Genomic DNA, 17036 nt, shown 5'->3' on the forward strand with positions numbered 1-17036 from the left:
CGGCATGGCGATCGAGGGACGGCGACGACGTGGGATCGTGGGGCTCGCCGCGCTGCTCGTCGTGGCAGTGGTGGCCACGGCGCTGCTCTGGCGGTCCCGGGGCGACGGCGACGAGCTGGTGACCGGGCCGTCGGGGGAGGCCTTCTACGAGACGACCGCCGAGCAGCTGGCCGCCGGCCGGCACGGCACGCTCATCTGGTCACGTCGCGTGGTCGACGGGCCGACGATCGGCGGGACGACCCACCTGGTCATGTACCGCTCCACCAGCGCGAAGGGAGAGCCCGTCGCCGTGTCCGGCGTGGTCTCCGTCCCCGAGGGTGAGCCCCCGGCGGGCGGGTGGCCGGTCATCAGCTGGGGTCACGGGACGACCGGCACCGCAGACCGGTGCGCGCCCTCCCGGTCCCTCGTCGACGAGCAGACCGGCGTCTACGCGGCCTCGATGGACCAGGCGACGGCCGACCTCGTCGACGACGGCTTCGCCGTGGTGCGCACCGACTACGAAGGGCTGGGTACGCCCGGTCCGCACCCCTACCTCATGGGACAGTCCGCCGGGGCGGCGATGAGCGACATCGTGCTCGCGGCGCACGAGCTCACGCCCGACCTGTCCTCCCGCTGGGTCGCGATGGGGCACTCGCAGGGCGCGCAGGCGGCGATCTTCACCGCGCGCTTCACCGATGCCTACACGCCCGGTCTCGACCTCGTCGGCATCGTCGCCATCGCCCCGCCGAGCCAGCTCGGCGTCGTCGTCGAGATGGCCGACGGCGGGGCACCGGCAGGGACGTCGGCCGATGAGGTCGCAGCAGCCGAAGGGCAGGACGCGGGCTTCCTCGGACCGCTCCTCGTGGCCGCAGCACGCACCGCCGACGTCCCGATCGAGCAGGTCGTGAGCCCGCAGGGGCGGCGGCTGCTGCCCCAGCTGGAGCAGCGGTGCATCGCCGAGCTCTTCCGCGACGACTCCTTCGGCGGCATACAGCTGAGCGACTTCCTCCGGGAGGACGCCGACCTCTCCCGGATCCGGCGGACCGTCGGGACCAACGACGCGGCCGAGGTGCGGCCGCAGGTGCCGGTCCTCCTCGTCCACGGCGACCGGGACACGACCGTCCCGGTGCTCCTGAGCGACCGGCTCGCCGAGCAGTACGAGGAGCAGGGGGCCGACCTCGAGTACGAGCGGGTCACCGGGGCCGACCACATCTCGGTCCTCACCGAGGGGGAGGCGCGGGTGCGCGCGTGGGTGGATCGGGCCTTCGCCGGTTAGGATGCTGGGCGGCCCGCGCGCCCTCGGCGCAGCAGTGGCAGACACACCTGACGACGACGCGAAGGCGAGCACACCCGTGGCAACGACGAATGACCTCAAGAACGGCATGGTCCTCAACATCGACGGCCAGCTCTGGAGCGTCGTGGAGTTCCAGCACGTCAAGCCCGGCAAGGGCCCGGCCTTCGTGCGGACCAAGCTCAAGAACGTCACGAGCGGCAAGACCGTCGACAAGACCTTCAACGCCGGCACCAAGGTCGAGGTGTCCAACGTCGACAAGCGCACGATGCAGTACCTGTACAACGACGGCACCGACTTCGTCTTCATGGACCCCGAGACCTACGACCAGATCCCGGTCACCCCGGAGGTGGTCGGCGACGCCGCGAAGTACATGCTCGAGAACCAGGAGGCGGTCATCGCCCGCAACGAGGGCAATGTCCTCTACGTCGAGCTCCCGGCATCCGTGGTCCTCGAGATCACCTACACCGAGCCCGGCCTGCAGGGGGACCGTTCGACCGGTGGCACCAAGCCGGCCACCCTCGAGACCGGTGCCGAGATCTCCGTCCCGCTCTTCCTCGAGCAGGGCACGAAGGTCAAGGTCGACACCCGTGACGGCTCCTACCTCGGTCGAGTGAGCTGAGTGGGGGCACGCACCAAGGCCCGCCGCCGCGCCGTCGACCTGCTCTTCGAGGCCGAGTCCCGTGGTCTCAACGCGGGTGACCTCGCGAGCGAGCGGGCCGAGCGACCGGTCACCCCGGCACCGCTCAACGAGTACACGATCACCGCGGTCCGCGGCGTCGTGGCCCACTGGACCGACATCAACGACGCGTTGACGACGTACAGCCAGGGCTGGAGCCTGGACCGCATGCCCGACGTCGACCGGGCGATCCTGCGCCTCGGTGCGTGGGAGATCCTCTACAGCGAGGACGTCCCCGACGAGGTCGCGGTCAGCGAGGCCGTCGTCCTGGCGACCGAGCTCAGCACGGACGAGTCGCCGAAGTTCGTCAACGGACTGCTCGCGCGCCTCGTCGAGGTCAAGCCCACCCTCGTCTGAGGAGTCACATGAGCACCGAGCACGAGACCGAGTCGACGACCGGCGCCACCCCGGACGGACCGCTCGACCGCGGTGTCGTCATCGGCGAGGGGCTCACGACCCTCGCCCGCTGGTCCTGGCGCCTGCTCCTCGTCGCTGGTGCGAGCGTCGTCCTGTGGTGGCTGCTGGCCAAGCTGTGGGTGGGGGTCTTCCCGATCCTCCTCGCGCTCATCGTCGCCACGGTCCTGTGGCCCCCGACCCGCTGGCTGCGCTCGAAGGGCGTGCCCGACGCCTTGGCTGCGGCCCTGGTGATCGTCGGCTCGCTCGCCCTCGTCTTCGGGGTGCTCGGCGCGATCGCCCCCTCGCTCGTCAGCCAGTCGGGTGACCTCGCGCAGCAGGCCAGCGAGGGTCTGACCGAGCTGCAGGAGCGGGCGGCCGAGCCGCCCTTCAACATCGACAACGCGACGATCGACGACGCGGTCGGCAAGGCGACGACCTGGCTGCAGGAGCAGAGCGGGCAGATCGCCACCGGCGCTCTCGCCGGTGCCTCGGCCGTCGGCTCGGGCCTGGTGACGCTCGTGCTCGTGCTCATCCTCGTCTTCTTCTTCATCAAGGACGGGCCGCAGTTCCTCCCCTTCGTCCGGCGGGTCGCCGGGGAGCGGGCCGGCGGCCACCTCACCGAGGTGGCCACGCGCTCGTGGAACGCGCTCGGCGGGTTCATCCGGACCCAGGCCCTCGTCTCCGCGGTGGACGCCGTGATCATCGGCATCGGTCTGGCCTTCCTCGGGGTGCCGCTCGCCTTCGCGCTGGCGATCCTCACCTTCTTCGGCGGGTTCATCCCGATCGTCGGTGCCTTCGCCGTGGGCTTCCTGTCCGTGCTCGTCGCACTCGTGGCCCAGGGGCCGATGACGGCCCTCTTCGTCCTCATCCTCATCGTCGCGGTGCAGCAGCTCGAGGGCAACTTCCTCCAGCCCTTCCTCCAGGGCCGCTCGATGCAGCTGCACGCGGGCGTCATCCTGCTCGCCGTCGCGGTGGGCAGCACGCTCTTCGGCATCGTCGGTGCCTTCCTCGCGGTGCCGGTGGCCGCGGTCGCCGCGGTCGTCCTGCGCTACGTCAGCGAGCAGATCAACCTCCGAGCGGGCATCGTCTCCGCCGACGAGGTCGAGAGCGAGTCGGCCGACGGTGAGCGGGTCGCCACGGAGGCGGAGGACGAGGCGCCGGCGACGTCGTGACCGCCGTGCCCGTCCGACCGGCCGTCAGCGTCATCCCGCTGCGTGATGGGCCGGCCGGTCCTGAGGTCTTCGTCCAGCACCGCCAGCCGACGATGGACTTCGCCGCCGGCGCCGTCGTCTTCCCCGGCGGGCGGTGCGATCCCGGCGACGTGGCGAAGGGAGCGGCCCTCGCCGTGTCGGACGCGATCCTCGTCGACCACGTCCACCGGTGGCGGCACCTGCCCGTCGCGCAGGACCGGCAGGCCGATGCCCGCACGCTCCTGGCCACCGGGCTGCGTGAGCTGGCCGAGGAGACCGGGCTGGTCGCCGACCCGGAGCTGCTGCTGCCGTGGGACCGCTGGGTCACCCCGGAGGGCTCGCCCAAGAGGTTCGACGTCTCCTTCTTCGTCCTCCCCGTGCCGCGTGAGCACGCGCGACAGCCCGCGCACCTGACGACCGAGGCCGTCGGCTCCGAGTGGACCGCGGTCCACTCCCTGCTCGACGCCGGAGAGTCCGGCGACCTCTGGCTGATGACGCCCACGCGGGTCATCCTGCGCGAGCTGCTCGACCTCGGGACGGTCGCCGAGGTGGTCCGACGGCGCCCGGTCATCACCGGTGTCCGCGACGACCGCCCGTCCGCGCGGCCGCGAGCATCCGACCCGGTGTGACCCACTGGCACGAACTGGACGACGGGCCGGCCCACACGTGGTGCGTGGACCGGCCCGTCGCGTCGAGAGCGATGTCTCAGAAGGCGGGGAGCACCTCGCCGTTGGGCCAGGTCTCCTCGATGTACTTCTTGACCTCCGGGGAGTGGAGCAGCTCGTCGAGCTTCTCCAGCCCGGCGTTGTCCTTGTTGGACGCCTGCACGGCGAGGAAGTTGGCGTAGGGGCTGTCCTTGCCGTCCTCGACCGCGAGCGCGTCCTTGGTCGACAGGTCGGCCTCGATCGCGTAGTTGCCGTTGATGACGGCGGCGTCGAGGTCCTGGAGGGAGCGCGCCAGCTGGGCCGCGTCGGTCTCCTTGAACTTCAGCTTCTTGGGGTTGTCGTCGACGTCGAAGATCGTCGCGTTGGTGGCGTCCTTGCCCTCCTTGAGCGTGATGACGTCGTTGTCGGCGAGCAGCTGCAGCGCCCGGCCCTGGTTGGACGGGTCGTTGTTGATCCCAATGGTGCCGCCCTGGGGCAGGTCCTTGAGGTCCTTGACCTTGTCGGAGTACAGCGCGAAGGGCTCGATGTGGATGCCCTCGTAGTGCGCGAAGTCGTAGCCGCGGTCCTCCACCTGCTCCTCGTAGTAGGGGAGGTGCTGGTAGTAGTTCGCGTCGAGGGTGCCCTCGGAGAGCTGGACGTTGGGCTGGACGTAGTCGTCGAAGGTCTTGATCTCGAGGTCGAGCTTGGCGTCTGGCGCCAGCTCCTTGTCGACGTACTCGAGGATCTTGGCGTGCGGGGTCGGCGAGGCGCCGACGGTGATCTTGGTGACGCCGGAGTCGTCGGGGGCGGGGCCCTCCGCGTCGCCCTTCGTCAGACCGCAGGCCGTGAGGCCCAGGGCGGAGACGGTGATGAGGGCGACGGCGCGGGCCGTGGTGCGGGCGGTGGACATGAGTTCCTCTCGGTGGTGGCCGGTGGGCCGGGGTCTGCAGGGGAGGGCGAAGGGGGTGGAGTCAGCGTCGGTCGAGGCGGCGGGCGACGAGGTCGCCGACGACCTGGACGACGGTGACGATGACGACGAGCAGCGCCACGCAGACGATCATCACGTCGGACTCGAAGCGGTTGTAGCCGTAGCTCATGGCGACGGCACCGAGGCCGCCGCCGCCGACGGCACCGGCCATCGCGGTGTAGCCGATGAGCGCGATGACGGTGGTCGTCAGGCCGGCGACGAGTCCGGAGCGGGCCTCGGGCAGCAGCACCTTGCGGGTGATCTCGGAGCGGGTGGCGCCCATCATCGTCACGGCCTCGACCTTGCCGCCGGGGACCTCGCGCAGCGAGGTCTCGACGAGCCGGGCATAGAAGGGGATCGCGCCGACGGTGAGCGGGACGACGGCCGCCTGCCAGCCGATCGATGTCCCGACGACGAGCCGGGTGAAGGGAATGATGGCGATCATCAGGATGAGGAAGGGCAGCGAGCGCCCGAGGTTGACGACAGCACCGACGACGCGGTGGACCACGGCGTTGGGCGCGGTGCCGCCGGGGGAACTCGTGAAGAGCAGCACCCCGAGCGGGATCCCGATGAGCGCGGTGAGCGCGCTCGCGACGCCGGTCATCGCCAGGGTCTCCCAGATGGCGGTGGGCACGGCCTGCCGGATGATCTCGTTGTCGAGGTAGCGTCCCTCGCCGACGAGGCTGGTGAGGGCGCTCATGCGGCCACCTCCGGCGAGAGGTGGGCGGCCTCGAGGAGGCGCACGGCCTCGTCGGTACGGGCCGGGTCGACCTCGAGCTGGATCCGGCCGACGCGCCGCCCGCCGATCGTCTCGAGGGTGGCGGCCGCGACCTCGGCGGAGACGCCCCCGTCACGCAGCAGGGCGAGGACCCCGTCGACGCTCGTCGTGCCGGAGCGGACGTCGCCGAGGGCGACCTCGACGTAGCCGCCGTCGTGGTCGAGGGGCAGCGGGGGCAGGGGGATGAGGTCGCGGTGCAGCTGCCCACGGGCGTCGGTGACGACGGTGCCGATGGGGCCGGTCTCGACGACGCGGCCGTCGGCGAGCAGGCTCACGGTGTCGCAGACCTCACGGACCACCGACGGCTCGTGGGTGATGATGACGACGGTGATCCCGAGGCGGTCGCGCAGATCACGCAGGAGGCCGAGGATCTGGCGAGTCGTGCCGGCATCCAGGGCGGAGGTCGGCTCGTCGCACAGGAGGATGTCGGGGCGGGTCGCCAGGGCGCGAGCGATGCCGACCCGCTGCTGCTGTCCGCCGGAGAGCTGCGCCGGGTGGTTGTCGGCACGGTCGGTGAGGCCGACGAGCTCGAGCAGCTCGGCGACCCTGGCCTGCCGGTCGGCCTCGGACCAGCCGGCGATCTCGAGCGGCAGGGCGATGTTGGCTGCGGCCGACCGCGAGTCGAGCAGATTGGCGTGCTGGAAGACCATGCCGAAGCGACGCCGCACGGCGCGCAGCTCGTCCCCGACGAGCGCAGGGATGTCGGTGCCGTCGAGGTCGACGACGCCGGCGGTCGGGTGCTCGAGGCCGGTGAGGCACCGGATGAGCGTCGACTTGCCGGCGCCGGAGCGGCCGACGATGCCGTGGATCGAGCCGCGCGCGATCGACAGGGTGATGTCGTCAAGCGCGACCACCGGTCCGCGGGGAGTGCTGAACTCCTTGCGCAGGCCCGTGAGCTGGAGCAGGGGTGTCTCGGTCACGAGGAACATAATAGGAAGTTATGTTTCACATAACCAAAACCGAGATGTCGCCTTCCGGCGAGCGTCGAGGTGAGACGGGTTCGGGAGGGCGCGGCCCAGACGGTAGGCTCGGCCCCGATCGACATCCTTTAACCGCTGTCCAGTGAGGCAGAGAAGGAGGTCTTGAGACACTCATGTGTCCGGACACGCCCCCAGAGGCCAGCCCCCCCGCCCGCGAGGTGATGAGCGCCGCCGACGTCGCGCGCGGCCTGCGCCGCATCGCCCACGAGATCGTCGAGCGCAACAAGGGGGCCCGGGACGTCGTCCTGCTCGGCATCCCCAGTCGCGGCGTCGAGCTCGCCCAGCGCCTCGCCGCCCAGATCAGTGAGATCGAAGGGGGAGCCGTCCCCGTCGGGTCCCTCGACGTGACGATGTACCGCGACGACCTGCGGGGTCGCCCCACCCGGGCCCCGCAGCAGACGCAGTTCCCCGCCTCCGGCGTCGACGACAAGATCGTCGTGCTCGTCGACGACGTCCTGTACTCGGGCCGCACCGTCCGGGCCGCCCTCGACGCCCTCTCCGACTACGGCCGGCCGCGCTCCGTGCGCCTGGCGGTCCTCGTCGACCGTGGGCACCGCGAACTCCCGATCCGCGCCGACCACGTCGGCAAGAATCTGCCGACGTCGCAGACCGAGCGGGTCACCGTGCGCCTGTCCGGCCACGACGATGTCGCGGACTCCGTCACGATCTCCGGGGGTGAGCAGCGATGACCCGCCACCTGCTCTCCGTCGCCGACCTCGACGACACCGCCCTGCGCACCGTGCTCGACACGGCCGCCGAGATGCACGACGTGCAGCGCCGCGAGGTCAAGAAGATCCCGACCCTGCGGGGCCGGACGGTCATCAACCTCTTCTTCGAGGACTCCACCCGCACCCGCAGCTCCTTCGAGATCGCGGGCAAGTGGATGAGCGCCGACACGATCAACATCACCGGCAAGGGGTCGTCGACGTCGAAGGGCGAGTCCCTCCGAGACACCGTGCGCACCATCGCGGCCATGGGGGTCGACGCCATCGTCATGCGCCACCAGGCCTCTGGTGCGGCCCACCAGGTCGCCGGCTGGTTCGACGAGTCGGGCGTGCGCACGAGCGTGGTCAACGCCGGTGACGGCACGCACGAGCACCCGACGCAGGCCCTGCTCGACGCCTACACCCTCGAGCGCCGCCTCGGTTCGCTCGAGGGCAAGCGGGTCGCGATCGTCGGGGACGTGACCCACAGCCGGGTCTTCCGCTCCAACGTCCTCTCGCTGCCGCGCCTGGGCGCCGAGGTCACCGTCGTCGCGCCGCCGACGCTCATGCCGAGCGGCGCGAGCGCCTGGGCGAGCGCCGACGGCTTCACCCTGGGCGACGACCTCGACGAGGTCATCGACTCGGGTGTCGACGCGCTGATGATGCTGCGCGTGCAGCGCGAGCGCATGGCGGGTGGCTACTTCCCCACGGCTCGTGAGTACACCGTCGGCTACGGCCTGACCCGCGACCGCCTCGCCGCGCTCACCGCGGCCAACCCCGAGGCCGTCATCTGCCACCCCGGGCCGATGAACCGCGGCCTGGAGATCGCCGCCGACGCCGCCGACGCGGCGAGCAGCCTCGTCCTCGACCAGGTGAGCGCCGGTGTCGCCGTGCGGATGAGCGTCCTCTACCACCTGCTGGCCTCCGGCCTGCCCGACGAAGGGGGGCAGGCATGAGCGACCTGCTGATCACCGGCGCATCCCTGCTCGGTGGCGAGTCCACCGACGTCCTCGTCCGGGACGGCGTCATCGCCGCCGTCGGGGCAGAGGCCACCGCGGGGGAGAGCACCCAGCGCATCGACGCCGACGGGCTGGCCCTCCTGCCGGGGCTCGTCGACCTGCACACGCACCTGCGCGAGCCCGGTCGCGAGGACGCGGAGACGGTGCGGACCGGGTCCGCGGCCGCCGCGGCCGGCGGCTTCACCGCCGTCCTCGCCATGGCCAACACCAGCCCGGTCACCGACACCGCCGAGGCCGCCGAGCGCGTGCTCGACCTCGGGGTCGCCGCCGGGCACTGCGACGTCCAGCCGATCGGGTCCGTGACCAAGGGTCTCGACGGGGCCGAGCTCGCCGAGCTGGGGCTCATGCACCGCTCGCGTGCCCGGGTCCGCGTCTTCTCCGACGACGGCCGCTGCGTCCACGACGCCCGCGTCATGCGGCGCGCGCTCGAGTACGTGCGGGCCTTCGACGGCGTCGTGTCCCAGCACGCGCAGGACCCCGCCCTGGCCGGGCCGGCCGCCTGCTGCCACGAGGGCGAGCTGAGTGGCCGCCTCGGCCTCACCGGGTGGCCGGCCGTCGCCGAGTCGAGCATCATTGCCCGCGACGCGGAGCTGGCGCTGCACACCGGCTCGCGCGTCCACGTCGCCCACGTCTCGACCGCCGAGGGCGTCGAGGCCGTGCGCTGGGCCAAGCGACGCGGCGCGCGCATCACCGCCGAGGTCACGCCGCACCACCTCGTCCTGACGACGGACCTGCTCCGCGGGTACGACCCGGTCTACAAGGTCAACCCGCCGCTGCGCCCCGCCGAGGACGTCGAGGCGCTGCGCGAGGCCTTGGCCGACGGCACGATCGACGCGGTCGCGACCGACCACGCACCGCACGCCCGGCACGACAAGGAGCACGCCTTCCCCGACGCGGCCTTCGGCATGCTCGGGCTCGAGACCGCCTTCGCCGTCGTCCACGACGTCATGGTGACGAGCGGCCGGATCGACCTGGCGACGCTCGCCGAGCGGATGTCCCACGCGCCGGCCCGCATCGCCGGGCTCGCCGACCACGGTCGCGCGATCGAGGTGGGCGCCCCGGCCAACCTCGTCCTCGTCGACACCAGCGAGCGGGTCACCGTCGACCCGGCCACCTCGCACTCCCTGTCCCGCAACACCCCCTTCGCCGGGCACACCCTCACCGGGCGTGTCCGCACGACGATCCTGCGCGGCCGCGTCACGGCCGCCGACGGAGAGGTCAACCTGTGAGCACCAGCAGCACCAGTCCAGCGGTCCTCGTCCTCGAGGACGGTCGCACCTTCACCGGTACCGCCTACGGCGCGACCGGCGAGACGGTCGGCGAGGCCGTCTTCTCCACCGGCATGACCGGCTACCAGGAGACCCTCACCGACCCGAGCTACCGCGGGCAGGTCGTCGCCATGACGGCCCCGCACATCGGCAACACCGGGTGGAACGACGAGGACGACGAGTCCACACGCATCCACGTCGCCGGCTTCGTCCTGCGCGACCCCGCGCTGCGCCCGAGCAACTGGCGCTCGCAGCGCTCGCTCGAGGAGGAACTCGTCGCCCAGGGCATCGTCAGCATCGCCGGCATCGACACCCGGGCGCTGACGCGCCACCTGCGCGAGCGCGGCGCCATGCGCGTCGGCATCTTCTCCGGCGACGCCCTCGGTGACGAGGCCAGCCGACTCGAGCGGGTGCGCTCCGCCCCCGAGATGGCCGGCTCCGCCCTCGCCGCCTCGGTGAGCACGAGCGAGCCCTACGTCGTGCCGGCGCAGGGGGAGCAGCGCTTCACCGTCGCCGCCATCGACCTCGGCATCAAGACGATGACCCCGACCCGCCTGGCCGAGCGCGGCATCGAGGTGCACGTCCTGCCGGCCACCGCCACGTGGGAGCAGGTGCAGGCCGTCTCGCCCGACGGGCTCTTCTTCTCCAACGGCCCCGGCGACCCCGCCACGGCCGGCGACCAGGTCGCCCTGCTGCAGGAGGCGCTGCGGGCCGGGCTGCCGTACTTCGGCATCTGCTTCGGCAACCAGCTCTTCGGCCGGGCCCTCGGCTTCGGCACGTACAAGCTCAAGTACGGCCACCGCGGCATCAACCAGCCGGTGCTCGACCGCTCGACCGGCAAGGTCGAGGTCACGGCGCACAACCACGGCTTCGCCGTGGACGCCCCCCTCGACGAGGCGACGCAGACCCCCTTCGGCACGGCCTCCGTCAGCCACGTCTGCCTCAACGACGACGTCGTCGAGGGTCTGGAGCTGCGCGACGGCGACGGTGACGACGCCCGCCTGCTCGGCTTCTCCGTCCAGTACCACCCCGAGGCCGCGGCCGGACCGCACGACGCCGCCTACCTCTTCGACCGTTTCACCGACCTGCTGGCCACCGCCGGCACCAAGGAGGCCCGGGCCTGATGCCCAAGCGCGACGACATCAAGAGCGTTCTCGTCATCGGCTCCGGCCCGATCGTCATCGGTCAGGCCTGCGAGTTCGACTACTCCGGCACCCAGGCCTGCCGCGTCCTGCGCGAGGAGGGCGTGCGCGTCATCCTCGTCAACTCCAACCCGGCGACGATCATGACCGACCCGGAGTTCGCCGACGCGACGTACATCGAGCCGATCACCCCCGAGGTGGTCGAAAAGATCATCGAGCGCGAGCGCCCCGACGCCGTGCTCGCCACCCTCGGTGGCCAGACCGCACTCAACACCGCGATCTCGCTCCACGAGGCCGGCGTGCTCGACAGGTACGGCTGCCCCCTCATCGGCGCGAGCGTCGAGGCCATCGAGCTCGGCGAGGACCGCGAGCGCTTCAAGGGCGTCGTCGAGCGCTGCGGCGCCGAGTCCGCCCGGTCGGTCATCTGCCACACGATGGACGAGTGCCTCGCCGCGGCAGAGGACCTCAGCTACCCGGTGGTCGTGCGCCCCTCCTTCACCATGGGTGGGCTCGGCTCGGGCTTCGCCTACGACGAGACCGACCTGCGGCGCATCGCCGGCGCGGGGCTCCAGTACAGCCCGACGACCGAGGTGCTCCTCGAGGAGTCGATCCTCGGCTGGAAGGAGTACGAGCTCGAGGTCATGCGCGACAACGCCGACAATGTCGTCGTCGTCTGCTCGATCGAAAACTTCGACCCCGTCGGCGTGCACACCGGTGACTCGATCACCGTCGCCCCCGCGCTGACCCTCACCGACCGCGAGTACCAGCGGATGCGTGACGTCGGCATCGCCGTCATCCGCGAGGTCGGCGTCGAGACCGGCGGCTGCAACATCCAGTTCGCCATCAACCCGGACGACGGTCGGATGATCGTCATCGAGATGAACCCGCGCGTCTCGCGCTCGTCGGCCCTGGCCTCCAAGGCCACTGGCTTCCCGATCGCCAAGATCGCCGCCAAGATGGCCATCGGCTACACCCTCGACGAGGTCCCCAACGACATCACCGAGGAGACTCCGGCGGCCTTCGAGCCCACGCTCGACTACGTCGTCGTCAAGGTGCCGCGCTTCGCCTTCGAGAAGTTCCCGGCCGCCGACCCGACCCTCACGACGACGATGAAGTCCGTCGGCGAGGCGATGGCCATCGGCCGCAACTTCACCGAGGCGCTGCAGAAGGCGCTGCGCTCCGCCGAGCGCAGTGGCGCCGCCTTCCACTGGGACGGCGACCAGCCCACCCTCGAGGAGGGGCGCGCCCTGCTCGACGCCGCCCGCACGCCCACGGACGGTCGCATCGTCCAGGTGCAGCAGGCGATGCGCGCGGGGCTGTCGGTCGAGGAGGTCTTCGAGGCGACGAAGATCGACCCTTGGTACCTCGACCAGATGGAGCTGATCAACGACGTGGCCCAGCAGGTCCACGATGCGGAGGAGCTGGGCCCGCAGGTGCTGCGCCTGGCCAAGCGGCACGGCTTCTCGGACGCCCAGATCGCCCGGCTGCGGCGCATGGACGAGGCCGTCGTGCGCGGGGTGCGGCACGCCCTCGGGGTGCGCCCGGTCTACAAGACGGTCGACACCTGCGCGGCCGAGTTCGCCGCCCGCACGCCCTACCACTACAGCTCCTACGACGAGGAGACCGAGGTCGAGCCGCGTGAGCGGGAGGCCGTCATCATCCTCGGCTCCGGGCCCAACCGCATCGGCCAGGGCGTCGAGTTCGACTACTCGTGCGTGCACGCGAGCTTCGCCCTGCGCGACGCCGGCTACGACACCGTCATGGTCAACTGCAACCCCGAGACGGTCTCGACCGACTACGACACGAGCAGCCGGCTCTACTTCGAGCCGCTGACCCTCGAGGACGCCCTCGAGGTCATCCACGCCGAGACCCAGGCGGGCCCGGTTGCCGGCGTCATCGTGCAGCTCGGCGGGCAGACGCCGCTCGGCCTCGCCGACCAGCTCAAGGCAGCCGGAGTGCCGATCGTCGGCACCTCGCCCGAGGCCATCGACCTCGCCGAGGACCGCGGCCACTTCGGTCGGGTCCTCCACGAGGCGGGGCTCAACGCGCCCAAGCACGGCACCGCCTTCAGCGCGGACGAGGCCGTCGAGATCGCCCGCGAGATCGGCTACCCGGTCCTCGTCCGCCCGTCGTACGTCCTCGGCGGCCGCGGCATGGAGATCGTCTACGACGACGCGACGCTCTCGGAGTACGTGACCCGGGCGGCGATCGCGAGCCCGGAGCACCCGATCCTCGTCGACCGCTTCCTCGACGACGCCATCGAGATCGACGTCGACGCGCTCTACGACGGCACCGAGATGTACCTCGGCGGGATCATGGAGCACATCGAGGAGGCCGGCATCCACTCCGGCGACTCCAGCTGCACCCTGCCCCCGGCCACGCTCGGCACCTCGGAGCTGCAGCGCGTGCGCGAGGCGACACTCGCCCTCGCGCAGGGCATCGGCGTGCGGGGCCTGATGAACGTCCAGTTCGCCCTCGCCCAGGACGTCCTCTACGTCCTCGAGGCCAACCCGCGCGCCTCGCGGACCGTCCCCTTCGTCGCCAAGGCCACGGGCGTCCCGCTCGCCAAGGCCGCGGCGCGCGTCATGCTCGGTGCGACCATCGCCGAGCTCAAGGACGAGGGCATGCTGCCGCGGGAGGCCGACGGCGGCTCGATGCCGGCCCACGCGCCGATGTCGGTCAAGGAGGCGGTCCTGCCCTTCAAGCGCTTCCGCACGACGGAGGGCGACGTCGTCGACTCCCTGCTCGGCCCGGAGATGCGCTCCACCGGTGAGGTCATGGGCATCGACGCCGACTTCGGCGCCGCCTTCGCCAAGAGTCAGCTCGGCTCCCTCTCCAGCGGTCTGCCGACGAGCGGCAACGTCTTCGTGTCGGTCGCCAACCGGGACAAGCGGGCGATGATCTTCCCGATCAAGCGCCTCGCCGACCTCGGCTTCACGATCCTCGCGACCCAGGGCACCGCCGACGTGCTGCGGCGCAATGCCGTCGAGTGCGAGGTCGTCACCAAGCACTCCGAGAAGGCCGAAGGGGAGCGCAGCGTCGTCGACATGATCCTCGCCGGGGAGGTCGACGTCGTCTTCAACACCCCGTCCGGTCAGCACGCTCGTGCCGATGGCTATGCCATCCGCGCGGCGACGACGGCCATGGACAAGCCCATCGTCACGACCGTGCAGCAGCTCGGTGCCGCGGTGCAGGCGATCGAGGCGCGCCTCCATGGCGAGCTGCGCGTCAAGCCGCTCCAGGAGCACGCCCGCGACCTCGACCTCTACGGGGTCGGCCGGTGACAGCGCGGGCCGTCGCCGCCCGTGAGGGGGCCGGCGTCGTCCAGATCGACGCCGAGGTCCTCGGCAACTCCGCTGCGGGAGCCTACCGGCACCTGACCCTCGTCACCCCGGGCCTGCCCGAGATCGCCCGGCCGGGGCAGTTCGTCGCCCTCTCCGTCGGTGACGGCACGAGCTCGATGCTCCTGCGCCGCAGCTTCTCGATCCACCGGGTGAGCCCCGCCGGCACCTACGGGGCGACGACGGAGATCGTCGTGGCGGCTCACGGGCCCGGCACGCAGGCCATCACCGCGCTGCAGCCGGGGGAGACGGTGAGCGTCGTCGGCCCGCTCGGGCGCGGCTTCCCGCTCCCTTCGCAGCCGGTGCCGTGCATCCTCGTCGGTGGTGGCTACGGCTCCGCGCCGCTCTTCTGGCTCGCCGAGCAGCTGCGCGAGCGCGGCTGCTCCGTCGAGATCGTCCTCGGCGCGGCGTCGGCCGATCGGCTCTACGGGGTCGTCGAGGCCCGGAGGGTTGCCGACGGGGTGACCATCACGACCGATGACGGCTCCGCCGGGACCCGGGGCTGGGTCTCCGACGTGCTGCCCGACCTCATCGCCCGCACCGGCGCCGGCGTGCTCTACGGCTGCGGCCCGATGGGCATGCTGCGCTCGATGAGCGCCATCGCGGCCGACCACGGCATCGTCGCCCAGGTCGCGGTCGAGGAGGCCATGGCCTGCGGTGTCGGCATCTGCATGACCTGCGTCATGCCCGTGGCCGACGCCCACGGCACGACGAAGATGGTCCGCAGCTGCCTCGAGGGCCCCGTCTTCCGCGGTGACCGGGTGCGCTGGGAGGCCTTCGAGGACGGCCTGTGCCGGGTACCGGCCGACGCCGTCGGAGCGCCGCAGGAGGCCCGCCGATGACCGACATGTCCGTCGACCTCGCCGGGGTGCGGCTGCCCAACCCGATGATGACCGCGAGCGGGTGCGCCGCCAACGGTCGCGAGATGCACCGCTTCATCGACGTCGCCCAGCTCGGGGCCTTCGTCACCAAGTCGGTCAAGGCCCAGCCGGTCTCGGGGCGCGGTACGCCGCGCATGGCCGAGACGCCGTCGGGGATGCTCAACTCCATCGGCCTGCAGGGCCCCGGCGTGCAGGCCTTCGTCGAGGAGGACCTCGCCTGGCTCGACTCGATCGGTGCCCGGGTCGTCGTCTCGATCGCCGGCAACACCGCCTCGGAGTTCGCCAGCGTCGCGCGCACCGTCGTCCGCAGTCGGTATGCCCGCGCGGTGGCGGCCATCGAGGTCAACATCTCCTGCCCCAACGTCGCCAACCGCGGGCTGGTCTTCGCCTGCGACCCGGCGAGCTCGCACAAGGTGATGACCCTCGTGCGCGAGGAGGTCCCGAGGGGCCTGCCGATGCTCGCCAAGCTCAGCCCCGACGTCACCGACATCGTCGAGATCGCCGACACCGTCCTCAAGGCCGGCGCCCACGGGCTGACGATGATCAACACGACGCTGGGCGTGGCCATCGACATCGACCGCCTGCGACCGCACCTCATCGCCGCGACGGGTGGGCTCTCCGGCCCGGCCGTGCGGCCCATGGCGGTGCGCGCGGTCTGGCAGGTGGCCGGTGCCATGCGTGCCGGCCGGATCAGGACCGCGCCGATCGTCGGGGTCGGGGGAGTGCGGCACGGCCGCGACGCCCTCGAGCTCGTCGCGGCGGGAGCCACGGCGATCCAGGTCGGCACCGCCGCCTTCAACGACCCGACGGCGCCCGAGCGCGTCGGGCGCGAGCTCGAGCAGCTCATCGCCGAGCGCGGCTTCGACCGCCTGTCCGACGTCGTCGGCATCGCCCACGAGAGGTTCACCCCATGACCGAGCAGGCCTTCGGCACCCGCCTGCAGGCAGCGATGGTGCACCACGGCCCCCTCTGCGCAGGGATCGACCCGCACCGGACCCTCGTCGAGTCGTGGGGTCTGACCTACGACCTCGCCGGGGTCGAGCGCTTCACGATGACCTGCGTCGAGGCCTTCGGGGGGGGCGGTGGCCGCGGTCAAGCCGCAGTCCGCCTTCTTCGAGGTCTTCGGTGCCCAGGGCGTGGCCCTCCTCGAGCGCGCCCTCGCCGACCTGCGGCAGGCCGGCACCCTCACGGTCCTCGACGTCAAGCGCGGTGACATCGGCACGACCGTCGACGCCTACGGCGAGGCCTTCGTCGGCAAGGACGCCCCGGCCCCGACCGACGCGATCACGCTCAGCCCCTACCTCGGGTACGGGTCGCTGCGACCCGCGCTCGACCTCGCCGCGCAGACCGGTCGTGGCGTCTTCGTCCTCGCCCTCACCTCCAACCCCGAGGGGGCGCAGGTCCAGCACGCGCGGCTCGCCGACGGCCGCTCCGTCGCCGGCGCGATCGCCGACGACGCGGCTGCCGACAACGCGGACGCCCGCTCGCGCGGCGAGCTCGGCAGCGTCGGTCTGGTCGTCGGCGCGACCGTGGGGTCCGCGGTGCGCGACCTCGGCGTCGACCTGCCCGCGATGGCCGGGCCGGTCCTCGCCCCGGGGCTCGGTGCCCAGGGGGCCACGGCCGACGACGTGCGTGCGGTCTTCGCCGGCGCCCTGCCGCAGGTGCTCGCGAGCAGCAGCCGCGACGTCCTGCGCGCTGGACCCGACGTCGCGTTGCTGCGTGCCCGTGCCCGTGAGGTCGCCGAGCAGGTGGCCGCGATCACCACGGCGTGAGAGGC

15 protein-coding genes and 1 pseudogene are annotated in these 17036 nt (G+C 71.8%); 13 read left to right on the forward strand and 3 right to left on the reverse strand.

Features of this window, described 5'->3' with window-relative positions; all coding sequences use genetic code 11:
- The first annotated feature begins 4 nt into the window (after window positions 1-4).
- The 5 genes from B277_RS11155 (at window position 5) to B277_RS11175 (ending at window position 4164) form a co-directional block, all read left to right on the forward strand.
- Entirely contained in the window at window positions 5-1255 is a 1251-nt protein-coding gene (locus B277_RS11155; protein WP_007928276.1) for a secretory lipase, read from the forward strand.
- 76 nt (window positions 1256-1331) lie between these two features.
- Window positions 1332-1892, forward strand: coding sequence for an elongation factor P (gene efp, locus B277_RS11160; RefSeq protein ID WP_007928277.1), 561 nt, complete (start codon window positions 1332-1334; stop codon window positions 1890-1892).
- On the forward strand, window positions 1893-2306 hold the full coding sequence (gene nusB, locus B277_RS11165) for a transcription antitermination factor NusB (protein ID WP_007928278.1): 414 nt from the start codon (window positions 1893-1895) through the stop codon (window positions 2304-2306). It begins immediately after the preceding gene.
- A gap of 8 nt (window positions 2307-2314) precedes the next feature.
- Complete coding sequence (locus tag B277_RS11170; RefSeq protein ID WP_007928279.1) at window positions 2315-3517, forward strand: AI-2E family transporter; 1203 nt, start codon at window positions 2315-2317, stop codon at window positions 3515-3517.
- On the forward strand, window positions 3514-4164 hold the full coding sequence (locus tag B277_RS11175; protein WP_007928280.1) for an NUDIX hydrolase: 651 nt from the start codon (window positions 3514-3516) through the stop codon (window positions 4162-4164). Before B277_RS11170 ends, B277_RS11175 begins: the two co-directional genes overlap by 4 nt.
- 76 nt (window positions 4165-4240) lie before the next feature.
- On the opposite strand, the gene B277_RS11180 is transcribed toward B277_RS11175, so the two are convergent.
- The 3 genes from B277_RS11180 to B277_RS11190 all read right to left on the reverse strand — a co-directional run bounded on the left by B277_RS11180 (window position 4241) and on the right by B277_RS11190 (window position 6853).
- A complete protein-coding gene (locus B277_RS11180) occupies window positions 4241-5089 on the reverse strand; it encodes a MetQ/NlpA family ABC transporter substrate-binding protein (RefSeq protein ID WP_007928281.1) in 849 nt (282 codons plus the stop codon).
- Between the two features lie 61 nt (window positions 5090-5150).
- A complete protein-coding gene (locus tag B277_RS11185) occupies window positions 5151-5846 on the reverse strand; it encodes a methionine ABC transporter permease (protein WP_007928282.1) in 696 nt (231 codons plus the stop codon).
- Window positions 5843-6853, reverse strand: coding sequence for a methionine ABC transporter ATP-binding protein (locus B277_RS11190; RefSeq protein WP_007928283.1), 1011 nt, complete (start codon window positions 6851-6853; stop codon window positions 5843-5845). Before B277_RS11190 ends, B277_RS11185 begins: the two co-directional genes overlap by 4 nt.
- Before the next feature lie 164 nt (window positions 6854-7017).
- Between B277_RS11190 and pyrR the strand changes: the two genes are divergently transcribed.
- The 8 genes and pseudogenes from pyrR to pyrF all read left to right on the forward strand — a co-directional run bounded on the left by pyrR (window position 7018) and on the right by pyrF (window position 17031).
- Window positions 7018-7593, forward strand: a complete 576-nt coding sequence (pyrR, locus tag B277_RS11195; RefSeq protein WP_051988019.1) for a bifunctional pyr operon transcriptional regulator/uracil phosphoribosyltransferase PyrR — start codon at window positions 7018-7020, stop codon at window positions 7591-7593.
- Window positions 7590-8564 carry an aspartate carbamoyltransferase catalytic subunit gene (locus B277_RS11200; RefSeq protein WP_007928286.1) on the forward strand — a complete coding sequence of 325 codons (975 nt, stop codon included), beginning with the start codon at window positions 7590-7592 and terminating at the stop codon, window positions 8562-8564. The genes pyrR and B277_RS11200 overlap by 4 nt, the downstream gene beginning before the upstream one ends.
- Window positions 8561-9856, forward strand: a complete 1296-nt coding sequence (locus B277_RS11205) for a dihydroorotase (protein ID WP_007928288.1) — start codon at window positions 8561-8563, stop codon at window positions 9854-9856. Before B277_RS11200 ends, B277_RS11205 begins: the two co-directional genes overlap by 4 nt.
- Window positions 9853-11019, forward strand: a complete 1167-nt coding sequence (gene carA / locus B277_RS11210) for a glutamine-hydrolyzing carbamoyl-phosphate synthase small subunit (protein WP_007928289.1) — start codon at window positions 9853-9855, stop codon at window positions 11017-11019. The genes B277_RS11205 and carA overlap by 4 nt, the downstream gene beginning before the upstream one ends.
- On the forward strand, window positions 11019-14321 hold the full coding sequence (carB, locus tag B277_RS11215; RefSeq protein WP_007928290.1) for a carbamoyl-phosphate synthase large subunit: 3303 nt from the start codon (window positions 11019-11021) through the stop codon (window positions 14319-14321). The genes carA and carB overlap by 1 nt, the downstream gene beginning before the upstream one ends.
- Entirely contained in the window at window positions 14318-15220 is a 903-nt protein-coding gene (locus B277_RS11220; protein WP_007928291.1) for a dihydroorotate dehydrogenase electron transfer subunit, read from the forward strand. The genes carB and B277_RS11220 overlap by 4 nt, the downstream gene beginning before the upstream one ends.
- The gene (locus tag B277_RS11225; RefSeq protein ID WP_007928292.1) at window positions 15217-16173 is read left to right on the forward strand and encodes a dihydroorotate dehydrogenase; all 957 of its coding nucleotides are present in this window, start codon (window positions 15217-15219) and stop codon (window positions 16171-16173) included. The genes B277_RS11220 and B277_RS11225 overlap by 4 nt, the downstream gene beginning before the upstream one ends.
- Window positions 16170-17031: pseudogene (gene pyrF / locus B277_RS11230) on the forward strand (orotidine-5'-phosphate decarboxylase). Before B277_RS11225 ends, pyrF begins: the two are co-directional and overlap by 4 nt.
- Window positions 17032-17036: the final 5 nt, after the last annotated feature.

The organism is Janibacter hoylei PVAS-1, from assembly GCF_000297495.1.
GTDB classification, from domain to species: Bacteria; Actinomycetota; Actinomycetes; order Actinomycetales; family Dermatophilaceae; genus Janibacter; species Janibacter hoylei.